This is a genomic window from Gemmatimonadaceae bacterium, from assembly GCA_036504815.1.
Classification (GTDB): domain Bacteria; phylum Gemmatimonadota; class Gemmatimonadetes; order Gemmatimonadales; family Gemmatimonadaceae; genus PNKL01.
Genome location: DASXUN010000021.1, coordinates 529,841 through 543,203 on the forward strand (window position 1 = coordinate 529,841; position 13,363 = coordinate 543,203).

14 protein-coding genes are annotated in these 13,363 nt (G+C 67.7%); 5 read left to right on the forward strand and 9 right to left on the reverse strand.

Annotated elements, in window-relative coordinates; translation table 11 throughout:
• The first annotated feature begins 7 nt into the window (after positions 1-7).
• Positions 8-364, forward strand: a complete 357-nt coding sequence (locus tag VGJ96_11960; GenBank protein ID HEY3287822.1) for a YhbY family RNA-binding protein — start codon at positions 8-10, stop codon at positions 362-364.
• Between the two features lie 91 nt (positions 365-455).
• On the opposite strand, the gene VGJ96_11965 is transcribed toward VGJ96_11960, so the two are convergent.
• The 4 genes from VGJ96_11965 to VGJ96_11980 form a co-directional block, all read right to left on the reverse strand.
• On the reverse strand, positions 456-2,093 hold the full coding sequence (locus VGJ96_11965; GenBank protein HEY3287823.1) for a serine hydrolase domain-containing protein: 1,638 nt from the start codon (positions 2,091-2,093) through the stop codon (positions 456-458).
• A gap of 77 nt (positions 2,094-2,170) precedes the next feature.
• Positions 2,171-2,536, reverse strand: coding sequence for a cupin domain-containing protein (locus VGJ96_11970; protein HEY3287824.1), 366 nt, complete (start codon positions 2,534-2,536; stop codon positions 2,171-2,173).
• A 42-nt stretch (positions 2,537-2,578) separates the two neighbouring features.
• A complete protein-coding gene (locus VGJ96_11975; protein HEY3287825.1) occupies positions 2,579-4,888 on the reverse strand; it encodes a xanthine dehydrogenase family protein molybdopterin-binding subunit in 2,310 nt (769 codons plus the stop codon).
• On the reverse strand, positions 4,885-5,346 hold the full coding sequence (locus tag VGJ96_11980) for a (2Fe-2S)-binding protein (protein HEY3287826.1): 462 nt from the start codon (positions 5,344-5,346) through the stop codon (positions 4,885-4,887). Before VGJ96_11980 ends, VGJ96_11975 begins: the two co-directional genes overlap by 4 nt.
• A 147-nt stretch (positions 5,347-5,493) precedes the next feature.
• On the opposite strand from VGJ96_11980, the gene VGJ96_11985 reads away from it, so the two are divergent.
• A complete protein-coding gene (locus VGJ96_11985; GenBank protein ID HEY3287827.1) occupies positions 5,494-5,757 on the forward strand; it encodes a ferredoxin family protein in 264 nt (87 codons plus the stop codon).
• Between the two features lie 122 nt (positions 5,758-5,879).
• Here the strand turns inward: VGJ96_11985 and VGJ96_11990 are convergent, their stop codons facing one another.
• Genes VGJ96_11990 through VGJ96_12000 form a run of 3 tightly spaced genes read right to left on the reverse strand, consistent with a single transcriptional unit; the run spans position 5,880 to position 8,480 of the window.
• On the reverse strand, positions 5,880-6,491 hold the full coding sequence (locus VGJ96_11990; protein ID HEY3287828.1) for an isoprenylcysteine carboxylmethyltransferase family protein: 612 nt from the start codon (positions 6,489-6,491) through the stop codon (positions 5,880-5,882).
• Between the two features lie 52 nt (positions 6,492-6,543).
• Positions 6,544-7,338 carry an alpha/beta fold hydrolase gene (locus VGJ96_11995; GenBank protein ID HEY3287829.1) on the reverse strand — a complete coding sequence of 265 codons (795 nt, stop codon included), beginning with the start codon at positions 7,336-7,338 and terminating at the stop codon, positions 6,544-6,546.
• Positions 7,335-8,480 carry an AI-2E family transporter gene (locus tag VGJ96_12000; protein ID HEY3287830.1) on the reverse strand — a complete coding sequence of 382 codons (1,146 nt, stop codon included), beginning with the start codon at positions 8,478-8,480 and terminating at the stop codon, positions 7,335-7,337. Before VGJ96_12000 ends, VGJ96_11995 begins: the two co-directional genes overlap by 4 nt.
• A 163-nt stretch (positions 8,481-8,643) precedes the next feature.
• Here VGJ96_12000 and VGJ96_12005 point away from each other — a divergent pair, with 163 nt between their 5' ends.
• A complete protein-coding gene (locus tag VGJ96_12005) occupies positions 8,644-9,846 on the forward strand; it encodes an HRDC domain-containing protein (protein ID HEY3287831.1) in 1,203 nt (400 codons plus the stop codon).
• A gap of 92 nt (positions 9,847-9,938) precedes the next feature.
• Here the strand turns inward: VGJ96_12005 and VGJ96_12010 are convergent, their stop codons facing one another.
• Positions 9,939-10,301, reverse strand: coding sequence for a metal-sulfur cluster assembly factor (locus VGJ96_12010; protein HEY3287832.1), 363 nt, complete (start codon positions 10,299-10,301; stop codon positions 9,939-9,941).
• Positions 10,302-10,358: 57 nt separating this feature from the next.
• Complete coding sequence (locus tag VGJ96_12015) at positions 10,359-11,852, reverse strand: serine hydrolase (GenBank protein ID HEY3287833.1); 1,494 nt, start codon at positions 11,850-11,852, stop codon at positions 10,359-10,361.
• 182 nt (positions 11,853-12,034) lie between these two features.
• Here VGJ96_12015 and VGJ96_12020 point away from each other — a divergent pair, with 182 nt between their 5' ends.
• Together VGJ96_12020 and VGJ96_12025 are read left to right on the forward strand one after the other, a co-directional pair.
• Complete coding sequence (locus VGJ96_12020) at positions 12,035-12,604, forward strand: sigma-70 family RNA polymerase sigma factor (GenBank protein ID HEY3287834.1); 570 nt, start codon at positions 12,035-12,037, stop codon at positions 12,602-12,604.
• Positions 12,585-13,289 carry a hypothetical protein gene (locus VGJ96_12025; protein ID HEY3287835.1) on the forward strand — a complete coding sequence of 235 codons (705 nt, stop codon included), beginning with the start codon at positions 12,585-12,587 and terminating at the stop codon, positions 13,287-13,289. Before VGJ96_12020 ends, VGJ96_12025 begins: the two co-directional genes overlap by 20 nt.
• Positions 13,290-13,363 lie beyond the last annotated feature (74 nt).

A 13,363-nucleotide genomic window follows, 5' to 3' on the forward strand; every position in this document is an offset into this window, starting at 1 on the left:
GCGCGCGGTGTCCCTCGACACGACGCGCGACGACCTGGAGAAAGGGCTCACCATGACGATGACAGGCAAGATGCGCGCCTCGCTGCGCGCCGAGTGCAATCAGCTGGCGGCCACGGTGCACGTGGGCAAGGAAGGCGTCACGCCGGCCGTCGTGCAGTCCCTCGACGACGCGCTGCGCACGCGTGAACTGGTCAAGGTGGCGCTCAACCGCACCGTGAACGTGAGCGCGAAGGCCGCCGCCCACGACCTCGCGGAGGCGGTGGGCGCCGAGGTGATCCAGGCGATCGGCAAGACGGCGACCCTTTACCGGCAGAATCCGGAGATCAAGGGCAAGAAGGGAGACTTGCCGCCTTGGCGGCGGTAGAGAAGCAACAGAAAAGCAACAGAGAAACAACAGAGAGACAACAGAGGGCGCCGCGGTAGCGACGCCCTCTCTGTCGTTCTCTGCCTGTTGTTTATCTGTTGTCTCTCTGTTGTTTCTCTGTTGTCTTTCTGCCGAAGGCCAAATCCCACACTCGCCCCGCGCCAAGATGCATCGCGTTCACCGCTCCCTTCTTGTCGCGGCTGAACCAGACGGTGCCGTACGCGCCGCCTTCAAAACCATCGATATACGCGGGGATGAGCGCGAACTGCGTGCCGGGCCGCAACTGCACGATCAGCGCGCCCTTCTCGTACCGGATCGTCCAGGTGACATCGATTTCGGGCTGGTACCACGCGCCGACGAAGGCCTGCAGCTGCGCTTCGGTGGGCAGCCAACGTCCGGGCGCGGCGTAGGTCCAGCTGAGGGTGTCGCCATCCGGGGCGAAGATGCGCGCGCCGGTCGGCGTGCCGTCGGCGGCGGTGATGAAGCGCAGGCGCGACGCGGCGCCCATCAGGAAGTCGCCGTCGCGAAGCGCACGCAGCGCGGCCCCGCCGCGCACGCGGAGCGCACCGCGATCGAGAAAGAGCTCGGACACGTCGTGCGTGCGATCATCGGTGTAGATGCCGGTGAGGCGTGCGACGCGGTTGGGGTCGGCCATCGTGGTGTCGAAGGCTGGCGGCGGTGCGAGGTCGGGAATCAGCGCGTCGGCAAGCTGGCGCACGTAGGACGTGGCCGACGCGCCGGCGGCATTGCACATCACGGCAATCGAGAGCCCGGCCCTTGGATAGCGGGCGAGATAGGTGCTGTAACCGGCCGTGCTCCCGCTGTGGGCCCATTCCGTGGTGCCACGATACGTGCCGTTGATCATCCCCATCGCGTACGGGATCTTCCGCCCGCTGGTGAGCGTGGCCTGGCTGAGCAGCGAATCGCTGACCGCGCCGAAGACGCGCTTGTCGAGCGCGTCGTTCCACTTGAGCCAGTCGCCCACCGTCGTCAGCAGGCCGCCCGGACCGTGGACATTCTCGAACGGCATCTCGAGATGCCAGCCGTCCGCGCGGCGCGCATAGGCCAGTCCGCGGCGCGGCACGATGGCCGTGTAGTCGTCGCGCCACTGGGTGTCGGTCATCCCCGCCGGCCTGAAGACCCGCTCGTTGCTGAACCGGGCGAACGGCATGCCGCTCACCCGTTCGACGATGGTCGGGAGCAGCGCGAAGCCGGAGTTCGTGTACGAGTAATAGTCACCAACCGGATAGTTCAGCGCCTTCTGTCGGACGATGATGTCCACGAGGTCCGCCTGCGTGGTCACCCGGGTTCCGCGCGGATAGCCCTGGTCGGCCACCAGGTTGCTCCACTCGCGCAGGCCGCTCGTGTGTGACAACAGGTGGCGAATGGTGATCGTCCGCCCGTACGCGGGGAGCTCGGGGACGTATTTCCGGACGTCGTCATCGAGCCGGAGCTTGCCCTCGCCGACGAGGAGCAGCACGGCGGTGGCCGTGAACTGCTTGGCGACGGATCCGCTTTCGAGAATGGTCTGCGCCGTGATGGGCGTGCCGTTCTCGAGATCGGCCATGCCATAACCGCGGGCGAGAATGGGCGTGCCGTTGCGCGCCACGCCGACCGCACACCCGGGCATGTGCGTGCTGTTCCACTGGGCGAAGATCCGGTCCGCCGTGGCGGTGAGATCCTGCGCGCCGAGTGCGGCAGGGAGAGCGAGAAGGAGAAGTCGCTTCATGGCCTGGGATGCTGAAGAGTGATGCCGCAGACAGGGATGAACGGTGAACGCGGCTGGCGGGGCACGGCGTGCGCCCGCTAGAGGCGCTCCGGATGAGGTACGGTACGATCACCGCCGGCGTTGCCGGTGTTCAGGGTGCCGGCCGGTTCGAACAGCAGCAGCGAAACTTCCTGGGCCGCCACGGGACGGTGCTCGACGCCGCGCGGCACGATGAGAAACTCGCCTTCGCGCAGCATCACCGACTGGCCGCGAAACTGCATCTCGAGCACGCCGCGCAAGACGAGGAAGAGTTCGTCCTCGTGCTCGTGATGATGCCAGACGAACTCGCCCTGCAGCTTGGCGAGCTTCACCTGCTGGCCGTTGAGCTCGCCGACGATGCGCGGGCTCCAGTGCTCGCTGAACTGCGCGAGCTTCTCGGCGAGAACCACCTTGGGAGGAATCATGACCAGGCCGGAAATCGCGCGGCGCGGCGCCGCGCGGGGTGATCAGCCGGCAAGCGCGCCGAGCACGCGCCACGGCGTGAGCGGGAGCGAGCAGACTTCCACGCCGAGCGCGTCGGCCACCGCCGCGGCGATGGCGGGCGCCGTCGGGATGATGGGCGGCTCGGCGATGCCGCGCGCGCCGATGTGATTGGCGGCCGGATCGGCGCCGTCGAGGAACGACGCGTCGATGTCCGGAATGTCGGCCATCGTCGGCACCTTGTAGTCGTGCAGGTTGGCATTGAGCGTCATCCCGCTCGCGCGGTCGATGTGCCGTTCCTCGAAAAGTGCGTAACCGATGCCCTGGATGATCCCGCCGTGCAGCTGGCTCTCGGCGAGCGCCGGGTTGATGATGCGGCCGGCGTCGTGCACCGCCACCAGTCGCAGCACCTTCACCACGCCGGTCTCCGGGTCCACTTCCACCTCGGCGAACTGCGCACCGACTGTCACCACCGCGAGTTCCGGATTGGGGCCGCGCGATCCGTGACCGACGATCTGGACGTTGCCCAGCCGGCGGCAGACCTCCGAGAACGGCAGCGGAACGGCAGAGGACGGCAGAGAAACGGCAGAGGACGGCAGGATCTGCGAGTCTCGCGTGGTGAGCGACTCAACGGGCAGGTTGAGCATCTGCGCGGCGGCTTCGAGCAGGTGTCGCTTGGCCTCTTCCGCCGCCATGCGCACGGCGGGGCCGACACTCGGCGTCGTCATCGAGCCCCACGAGTTGCCGGTATACGGAAGGCGCTCGGTGTCGCCGATGACGGCGCGCACGGTGTCGAGGCGGGCGCCGAGCGCCTCGGCGGCGATCTGCGCGAGGATCGTGCGCGAGCCGGTGCCGAGGTCCTGCGTGCCGGCGAGCACGTCAACCGAGCCATCGCTGTTGATGCGGACGTTCGCGTAGGAAGGCGGGCCGCCGCCGGTGGGCCAGGTCTGCGCGGCGCAGCCTACGCCGCGCCGGGGCTGAGCGATGGCGGATGGCTGATGGCGGATGGCGGAGGACCAACCGAAGCGCTTCATCCCCTCGGCGTAGCATTCGTCCAGGCGGTTGCCGCTGAAGGGGCGGCCGGTGCGTTCGTCGTGCGTGGCGAGGTTCTTGAGCCGCAGTTGCACCGGGTCCATCTGCAGCGCGCGCGCAAGCGCGTTCATCGCACCTTCGAGCGCGAAGGCGCCTTCGACGTAGCCGGGCCCCCGGAACGCCTGCATGCCGCCAGCGTTGATGTAGACCGATGTCTCGGTCGTCCGGACGTTCGGGCAGTGGTAGAGCTCGTGGAAGATCTGGGCGGGGCCGCCCTCCCAGCCCGCGACGCCGAGCGGGATGAGCGCGTCGAGCAGCAGCGCGGTGAGCGTGCCGTCGCTCCTGGCGGCAATCGTCACCTTCTGCACGGTCGCCGGCCGGTTGCCCGTGTCGGTCTGTTCGCCGCGTCGATCATTGATGCAACGCACGGGCAGGCCCAGCTTCTGGGCAAAGAGCGCGGCGGTGTAGGTATGCGCGCCCGCGCCATTCTTGGCCCCGAAGCCGCCGCCCATGTAGTCCTTGAGGACGCGCACCTTTGCCTGCGGCACGCCGAGCGCCTTGGCCACGTCGCTGCGCACACGGAAGATGCCCTGGGTGGATTCCCACACAGTCAACTGATCGCCGTTCCATTCACAGACGGCACCGTGCGGCTCGAGCGCGGAATGCAAGGCGACCGGCGTGCGGTACTCGCGTGCAATCGTGACGTCGGCTTCGGCGAGGCCGCGCGCGACATCGCCGCGCTCGACGACATCGGGCGCCGTGCTGTTGCCGGTGTCGCGCACCCGCGGTGCGTCGGGGGCGATGGCATCGTCCACCGTCACGACGTGCGGGGCCGGCTCGATGACGAGCGAACCGGCAATGGCGCGCGCGGCGCGCTCCGCGTTGAGCAGCGACTCCGCACAGACCGCGGCAAGCGGCTGGCCGGCGTACGAGACCTGGCGACGGAAAAGGCGTGTCGCGGCGGGGGCGTCGCCCGGGCCCATCACGGCGCGCACACCGGCCATGGCACGCGCGTGGTCGAGGTCAAGCGACGTCAGCGTCCCCTTGGCGATGGGCGCACGCACGATGACCGCGTAGAGCATGCCCGGACGGACGACGTCAGCCGTGTAGCGCGCCCGCCCGGTGACCTTTTCGTGCGCATCCACCCGCAACGGACTCGTGCCCACGATCGACAGCGGCGTTTCTGCCGTCCACGCGTCCGGCTCGAACGCCGGGAGTTCGACGACGCGCGTCTCGGTGCGTCCCTCCACCTCGACCGTCGTCTGCACGAACCGGGCGCGTCGGCCGCCGTTCGAGTCGCTCACGGCGTCTTCCCGGCGTCGGCCACCGCACGAATGGCGGTGATGATCTTCGGGTAGGTGCCGCAGCGGCAGAGATTGCCGCTCATCGCCGTGCGGATCTCCGCGTCCGTCGGATGTGCGTTGCGTTCAAGAAGCGCCTCAGCCGCGAGCAACTGGCCCGGCGTGCAGAACCCGCATTGCGCGGCGTCATGCGTGATGAAGGCCTGCTGCAACGGATGCAGCGCGCTGCCCTCGGCGAGGCCCTCGACCGTGCGGACCTCGGCGCCTCCGCAGGTCGCCGTCAGCGTGAGGCAGGCGTAGACCAGGTCGCCATCGAGGCGCACGGTACAAGCGCCGCACTCACCGTGGTCGCAGCTGAGCTTCGGGCCGGTCAGTCCCAACTGATCGCGCAGGGCGGCGAGCAGGGTCGGGAAGCGCGCGGGATCGACCTCGCGGGGGGAGCCGTTTACGGTCAGTTCCATACGGAAAGAATACGACAGAATTCCACAGATTACGACAGAAGACGGCCGCTGAGGCGGGAGGGGGACGCGAGCCGTGGCGGTTGAGCGGCCTCCACACGGCGCTTATCTTCCCATTGTTGCCGGACGATTCCACCCTGAGGAGCAGCCATGCCGTACGTGATCACCGAAGCCTGCATCGGCACCAAGGACAAGGCGTGTGTCGATGTCTGCCCCGTGGACTGCATCTACGAGGGACCGGACCAGCTCTACATCCATCCTGACGAGTGCATCGACTGCGGTGCCTGCGAGCCCGAGTGCCCGGTGACGGCGATCTTCCCGGAGGAAGACGTGCCGGCGAACCTCAAGTCGTACATCGCCAAGAACAAGGACGTCTTTGCGGGGCCGAATCCGCCGGGGAAACCGACGCGGTAGGGCGGAGTTCGGTGCAGACGGAGAGTGATGGCGGATGGCGGACATCGGATGGCTGAAAGGACGAAGCCCGGCACAGCATGCCGGGCTTTTTCTCTGCCATCCGCCATCCGCCATCACTGTCCCTAGAACAACCCCCGCGGAAAGTAGCGATCCTTCCCGACGAACACGATCAGCAGCGCCGCATACTGCAGAAACGTGCTGATCTCGCTCTTCCACGCTTCGGCCCAGAAGAACTCGCCGTCCGTCTGAGTCGAGGACAAGCCCGGGATCCAGCGCGGCGTGTGCTGCTTGTATGCGAGGTACTCGTCGCCGAAGATCGACTCGAGCACGCCCTCCTCATACCGCACGATGAAGAAGTACTCGACGGCAAAGAGCGCAATGGCGACAGGGAGGAACCACCAGACGCCGCTCAGGGCGACGAAACCCATCCAGATCAGGAAGTTGCCGTTGTAGAGTGGGTTGCGGCTCAGCGCGAAGGGCCCATGCGTGACGAGTTTCTGGACGTTGCGCGAGCGCCGGCGCGTCACGGTTCCGGCGGTGGCCACGCCCCAGAGTCGCCAGGCCTCGCCAAGCACGATGAGCATCGCGCCGATGACCACGCCGAGCCGAGTGATGCCGCCCGGGGCGATCAGGGGAACCGCGAGGAACGGGACCGGGAGCCAGCCGCGGTTGCGGAAGATCACGGCGCCGATACGGGCGGGGCGGGAGGATTCGGAAGCTGAGATGGTGGTCAAGGGAACGATGGCAGATGGCCGATGGCGGATGGCAGAATGATAATGATGCCGCTCACTGCGCGGTGAGTGCGACCAGGAACTCGCTGAGCACGTGATTGAACGTCGCCGGGCGCTCCATGTTGCTCACGTGCCCGGCGCCTGCGATCACTTCCATCCGGCTGCCGGCAATGGCGAGATGCATCGTGCGGGCATCCTTGGCCGGCGTGAGCACGTCCTCGTCGCCGACGACGATCAGCGTCGGCACGTCAATGGTGGCGAGCGTCGGTGTCGAGTCTGGCCGCGTCCGCAACGCGTCGAGCGCATCCACGATCCCCTGCACGGGGGCGAGCGACATCATGCGATGCAGTTCGTCCACCAGTTCGGGGTTCTTCTCCCGCGTGGTGCGGCCGACCATGCCGGTGATCATCTGGTTGGCGACGGCCATGCTTCCCCGCTCCCGCGCGAGCGCCTGCATCTCGCGGCGCGCCTGCTGACCGGTCTCGTTGTCCGCCGTCGCTCGCGTGTCGCAGAGCACCAGCGCGCGCACGCGCTGGCGGTGGCGGCGCCAGAACGCGAACGCGGCATAACCGCCCATGGAGAGTCCCGCGAGCACGACGCGATCGATGCCGAGGGTGTCGAGCAGGACGGCGGCATCGTCGGCATAGCCATCCACCCCTTCCGATGCACCCCCGGCGCTTTCGCCGAAGCCGCGCAGGTCCATGCAGATGGTTCGCGCTGGCGCCGCCAGGGCCCCAAGCTGCGGCGCCCAGAGTGAACGATTGTGCGGAAAGCCGTGCACGAAGAGCACGGGAACGCCCGAGCCGACGTCGTCGTAGCCGATGGCACGGCCATCCAGGTAGGTGATCACGCGGCCGTCCCGCTGCCGTCGGGCACTCCTTCCTCCGACACGGGGTCCGGTTCCACATGCAGCATCTGCACCGTCACGAAGATCGCAGCGAGAAGCGGGGTGGCCACGAAAAGTCCCATCAGCCCGAACACGTAGGCCATGACGACCTGCGTCATCATCGTCAGGGCCGGCGGCAGGTCGAGCTGCTCCTTCATGAGGTAGGGAATGAGCAGGTTATTCTCGAGGAACTGGATGCCCCAGTATGCGATCGCCACGGCCAATGCCTTTTCCGGCGAATCGGCGAAGGCGACGATGATCGCTGGAATGGCGCTCAGCGTGGGACCGATATTGGGGATGAACTCGAGGATGCCGGCGAGCAGGCCGAGTGGCAGCGCCGCGCGCACCCCGATGATCATCAGCACGATCGTGGTGACGGTGCCGATGACCAGCATCGCGATGGCCTGCGTGCCCAGCCACCGGCGCAGCTTCACGGCAATCGCGTCGAGCACCGGGGCGAACCGCTGCCGCGTGGCTGGCCGAAACAGCAGCAGCAATCCGCGCTTGTAGACCTCGGGTTCGGCGGCGATGTAGACCGCGAGGAAGAGCACCAGCACGAAGCCGCCGACGACGGCGAGCGTTGACGTGAGAATGCCCATCGCGACTGTCTTCAGCCGGCCGGCCTGACGATAGAAGGCCTCAACCAGGCGTCCTGCTGCTGGCGCCTCGTCCATCGTAGCCGGCGTGCGCGCGGCCGCCGGCGCGGCGGCGCTATCGGCGACGGGGGACGCCGCTGGCTTCTCGGGCCCGGCGATGGCATCGAGGAGGCGCGGCTGCCTGGTGGCCAGCCACGTTTCCATCTTCTGCACCGCCGCCGGGATGCGGACCCGGAGTTCCTGCGACTGATCCACGAGCGTCGGCGCCGACCACCCGAGGAGCGCGAGAATGAGGCCGACGGTTCCAAAGACGACGAGGGGTGAGGCAATCCCCCGGCGGAACCCACGCCGCTCGAGCGCGTCGACCGCCGGGGCGGCGCCCAGCCCGAACAGCACCCCGAGGAAGGCGGTCAGCGCCAGGATCCGCGCCGCCCAGAGCAGCTGAAGGCCCACCAGCACAAAGACGATGATGAGCGCCGCCTTGACCAGGTCGCTGTGCTCCGTGGTCAACCGCCCCGCGATCCGGCGGGGACCGGTGGGGAGAGGCCGGGCGTCGGGTGTCCCGGGGATGGCTGGGGGCGTCGAGTCGGAGGCCATGACGAGGGGTGCGGGTGTTCGGTGAGGGTCCTCGCTACATTTCTACCACACGCGACACCGGAGAGGAAGGAAGCGAGTGAATCCCAGGAGCACGGCACCCACGGTGCGGTACCTCGATTCGGACGGCGCCGTCGGGCAATTCCTCGAGGGGATTGGCGGCACGCCGATCCTCGCGCTCGATACCGAAGGGGCGAGCTTCCACCGGTTCATCGACCGCATCTACCTGCTGCAGCTCTCGACGCGCGACGTGCACGCGATCATCGATCCGCTGCCGATTGCGCCCCCGGCCGGGCTGGGTGCGCTGCTTGAAGATCCCAAGGTCGAGGTGGTCTTTCACGACGCCGACTACGACCTCCGCCTGCTCCATCAGGACTATGGCTGGAACGTGCGCACGATCTTCGACACGCGCGTCGCCGCCCAGCTCCTTGGCGTGAAGGCGTTTGGGCTCGCCGCGCTGCTCGAGCAGCACTTTGACGTGAAGCTGGACAAGAAGCACCAGCGGGCCGACTGGTCCATGCGTCCCCTCACGAAAGGGATGCTCGACTACGCGGCCCAGGACACCATGCACCTGCTGCAGCTGCGTGACGTGCTGAAGGCGCAGTTGGAAGCGAAGGGACGCTGGGCCTGGGCGCGCGAGGAATTCGAGCGGCTCGAGGGGACGCGCTGGGCGCCGGAGGAGTCGGGCGATGCCTTCCTGCGCATCAAGGGGGCGCGCGACCTCACCCGCCGTGAACTCGCCGTCTTGCGCGAAGTGACGCAGTGGCGCGACGCGACGGCCAAGGCGCTCGATCGCTCGACGTTCCGGGTGGTGGCCAACGAGGTGCTGCTCGAAATCGCGCGGCTGCAGCCAGCCGACGCCGATGCGCTCGGCAAGATCAAGGGGATGCCGCGCGGAATGGTGGAACGGGCCGCCGCCGACGTGCTCGCGGCCGTGCAGCGTGGCCTGGCGGTCCACGAGGGACAGCTGCCGCGCTTTCCGCGATCTGCACGCTGGGACAAGGACCCGGAGTTCGACGACAAGGTCGGCCGCCTGAAGGCCGTGCGCGACGAGGCGGCGAAGCGGCTGGAGCTCGATCCGGGCGTGCTGGGATCACGCGAGCGGCTCGAGGCGGTGGCGCGACTCGTTCCCCGCTCGGTGGAGGAGCTGGCGACCATTCCGGAGCTGCGCCGCTGGCAGGTGGCGGAGATGGGTGCGGCCTTCGTGAAGGCGCTCCAAAGCTTCAAGCCCAAGCACAAGCCGGCAGCACCCGCGGCCGACTCGCCGTATCTGGAATCGTAGCGAACACTGACGCCGGAAACGCGGGTGTGAGCAAGGGGCGCGAAGAATGGTCTTCGCGCCCCTCTGTCATCTGTCGCCTTCAGCGTCGCCAGTCAGAATCCGAGATACACGCGCACGCGCGGCTCGATGCGGTCGGGCGTCCACGGAGGTGACCAGACGATGTTCACCTCGGCGTTCGTGACGCCCGGCACCGCCTGCACCTGCGTGGTGGCGTCGTGCACGAGCTCCGGTCCTGACGGACAGGCCGGCGACGTCAGCGACATGTCGACGATGACATTCGTGCCGTCCACGTGGATCCCGTAGACGAGTCCGAGGTCCACGATGTTGAGATTCAGCTCGGGATCCTTGACGCGCCGCAGGGCGAGCTTGATGAGCTCCTCGGTGACTTCGCCGCCGGCGGTCGGCGACACGGCATCGGCGGATGGCGCCGCAGCTGGATTGAGTGGATCGGTCATCGATACCTCCCGGGGGACATCGCAGTATGGCTGCGTGTCGCGCGGGAATTCAAGCGCTCAGCGTCCGCTCTTGCTGTCGGCTTTCTTTGCCCGCGCGGCGGCTGATTTGGCGGCACCTGTCTTCGCGGCGCCTGTCTTGGCGGCCGCCCCACTCTTCTTCGATGCGCCAGACGTTGCCCTGGCCTTCGACTTCGAGTGCTTGCTAGAGGTGGCCGTTGCTTTCGACTTCGCGCTCGACGCGGCGGTCTTGCCTGCCGCGCGGGCGCTCTTCGCCGCCGCCGCTTTCCCGGCCGCCGGTTTCACCGTCGTGACGGCTGGGCGCGATCGGGTTCTCTTGTGCCGCGAGCGACGCGTGCGCAGCGGCTTGTTCCAGTTCATTGCCCGATCGGCGCGGAACGACGCCGGCATCGTCTCGATCCGCATGTCCTCGTCCGTCACGGCGAGCGCCGCCGCATCGGCCAGGTCGGCGCGAATGTCGGCGATGACCGTGGACGGGCGCTTCACCCGCGCGTCGTGGACGCGATTGGTGAGCAGGATGATGAACATGTTGCGCTGCGGGTCGATCCACATGGACGTGCCGGTGTATCCGACGTGGCCGTACGCCGCCGTGCTGAGATACGAACCCGCCCCGTGCTTGCCCTCGGCGATCTCCCAGCCAAGCGCGCGCGAGCCGGCCGCGCGCTGCGTGAACTGACGGACGACCGAATCGCTGACGATGCGCGTTCCGTCGTAGACACCGCCGTTCAGCATCATCTGCGCGAACACGGCGAGATCGTCGGCGGTCGAGAAGAGGCCCGCGTGTCCGGCGACACCGCCCAGCACCTGCGCGTTCTCGTCGTGCACGAGACCCTGCGTGATGGTTGGGGCGACGCGCGTCTTCACGGAATCCGGCGGCAGGAAGAAGGTGTCGTGCATCCCGAGCGGCGCGAAGACCCGCTGCTGCACGAACGCGTCGAGTGGCATGCCGGCGATGGCCTCAACCACCCAGCCAAGCACGTCGGCACCGAGGTCGGAGTAGATGAAGGACTGGCCGGGGCGAAAGCGAAGCCTGGTCGTGATGACCGCTGCCCGCGCCTCACCGGGCGTGCTGGCGACGCGCCAGAGTTCGCGGCCCGCCGGCAGGCCGCTGCGGTGGGTGAGCAGCTGACGAATCGTGACTTCGTCCTTCCACTTCCCCTGGAAGTCGGGCAGGTAGTCGGCCACCTTGGCGTCGAGCGGCAGCCGCCCTTCGTCAAAGAGGATCATCGCGGCCGTGGTCGTGGCGACCACCTTGGTGAGGGAGGCCAGATCGTAGATCGTCTGATCTGCGGTGACGGGGGCGCTCTCGAATTCCCAGCCCATCGTGCCGAAGCCCTTGCGCCAGACGGCCGCACCCTGCCGGCCAATGATCACCGCCGCGCCCGGATATCCCCCCGCGCGAATCCCTTCCTGCACGACGCGGTCAATGACCTCGAGTCGCTCAGGGGACATGCCCACGCTTTCTGGCTTCTGGATGGGCAACCGCCCCAAGGTATCGCCAAACGCCAGTGCGGCAACGAGATAGAGGATCATCGGGGAGGGGGCACGGGCACAGAAAGAAAACACGCCGAATCAACCCGTGGGTCGAGTCGGTAGGGAACGGGCCAGGGGGAAGGACTAGCGGCTCCACCCTCTACTCGCAAGACGAGTACTTTCTCCGACAGTCACCCCGGCAACCATTCGGGCGGGCGGGGTGACCCAATTACCGAACGTTCATGGCTGATCAGCTGACGATCCGACGCGCCATTCATGGCGACGAAGCGGCGTTGCGCTCCCTCTGGGTGCAATACGCGCCGCGTATTGACGCCGTCGTGAGGCGCCTGGTTGGCGATCCCGACCAGGCCGCTGACGTGGCGCAGGAAGTCTGGATCCAGATTTTCCGCGCCCTCCCCACCTATCGCGGTGATTCCCAGTTCGGCACGTGGGCGCACCGCATTGCGGTGAACCGCACGCTGAACGCGCAGCGCTCGCTGCGCCGGCTGGGGAAGGCGGAGACGGAGATCGAGGAGGACACCGTGTCGGTGGAGCACGAGGGCGACCGCTCGCTGCTCGCGCAGACCATCGATGAGGCGGTGCAGAAGCTCTCACCCGGCGCGCGCGCGGTCTTCGTGCTGCACGACGTCGAGGGATACACGCACGAGGAAATCGCCGCCGAGCTGGGCATCACGTCCGGCGGATCGAAGTCGCAACTGTTCAAGGCGCGCGCCAAGCTGCGCACGCTGCTCAAGCACCTGGTGGATGCTCCCATTTCGCAGGAATCGTCACATGCCGCACATCTCTCCTGAACGACTGGCCGCCCTGGTCGACGAGACGGCGACGCCCGAGGAGGCGTTGCACCTTGCCGCGTGCGCGCCGTGCACCGCTGAACTGGATGCGCACCGTCGGCTCGTTCGTTTCTCCCTCACCGAGACGCCACGCGAGCGCGCGCCGTTGAATGACTGGGCGGCGCTGGGCGCCGCCCTCAAGGCCGAAGGGATCATCTCGACGGTTCCGCGGGCGGCGTCCACGGCCTCGCGCCGGCAGTGGATGATGCGGATCGCCGCGGGATTCGTGCTCGTCGCCGGAAGCGCGCTGGCCGGGCGGTGGAGCGCGGGCGTCGAGCTTGCGAGTCCGCCAGCGCCGGTCGCGACCAACGGGGCGTCGACGCCGGCCGCGGCCGCTCCGGTCTTCGATTCACCACAGGCGGCCATGCAGGTGCTGACGTCGGCGCAGCAGCAGTACTCCGACGCGGCGGCCTATCTCGCGGCGCAGGACACCACGTCACACTTCATCGGCCTGAACGTCAACACCTATCGCGCGCGGCTCACCGCGCTCGACAACATCGTCGCCTCCACGCGCACCGCGCTCTACCAGGCGCCGCAGGATCCCGTGCTGAACCAGTACTACCTCTCGGCGATGGCGGCGCGCGAGGCGACGCTCAAGCAGTACCAGGCGGCATTGCCGGCGAAGCAGGCCCTTGAGCGCTATTAGCGCACGAGGGCAGAGAAACAACAGAGAGACAACAGAGAGACAACAGAGAGACAACAGAAATACAACAGAGCGAC

Excerpts from the sequence above, each read along its gene's own strand:
- VGJ96_11965 (HEY3287823.1), bottom strand. The coding sequence starts at position 2,093 with ATGAAGCGACTTCTCCTTCTCGCTCTCCCTGCCGCACTCGGCGCGCAG.
- VGJ96_11970 (HEY3287824.1), bottom strand. The coding sequence starts at position 2,536 with ATGATTCCTCCCAAGGTGGTTCTCGCCGAGAAGCTCGCGCAGTTCAGC.
- VGJ96_11980 (HEY3287826.1), bottom strand. The coding sequence starts at position 5,346 with ATGGAACTGACCGTAAACGGCTCCCCCCGCGAGGTCGATCCCGCGCGC.
- VGJ96_11985 (HEY3287827.1), top strand. The coding sequence starts at position 5,494 with ATGCCGTACGTGATCACCGAAGCCTGCATCGGCACCAAGGACAAGGCG.
- VGJ96_12010 (HEY3287832.1), bottom strand. The coding sequence starts at position 10,301 with ATGACCGATCCACTCAATCCAGCTGCGGCGCCATCCGCCGATGCCGTG.
- VGJ96_12015 (HEY3287833.1), bottom strand. The coding sequence starts at position 11,852 with ATGATCCTCTATCTCGTTGCCGCACTGGCGTTTGGCGATACCTTGGGG.
- VGJ96_12020 (HEY3287834.1), top strand. The coding sequence starts at position 12,035 with ATGGCTGATCAGCTGACGATCCGACGCGCCATTCATGGCGACGAAGCG.
- VGJ96_12025 (HEY3287835.1), top strand. The coding sequence starts at position 12,585 with ATGCCGCACATCTCTCCTGAACGACTGGCCGCCCTGGTCGACGAGACG.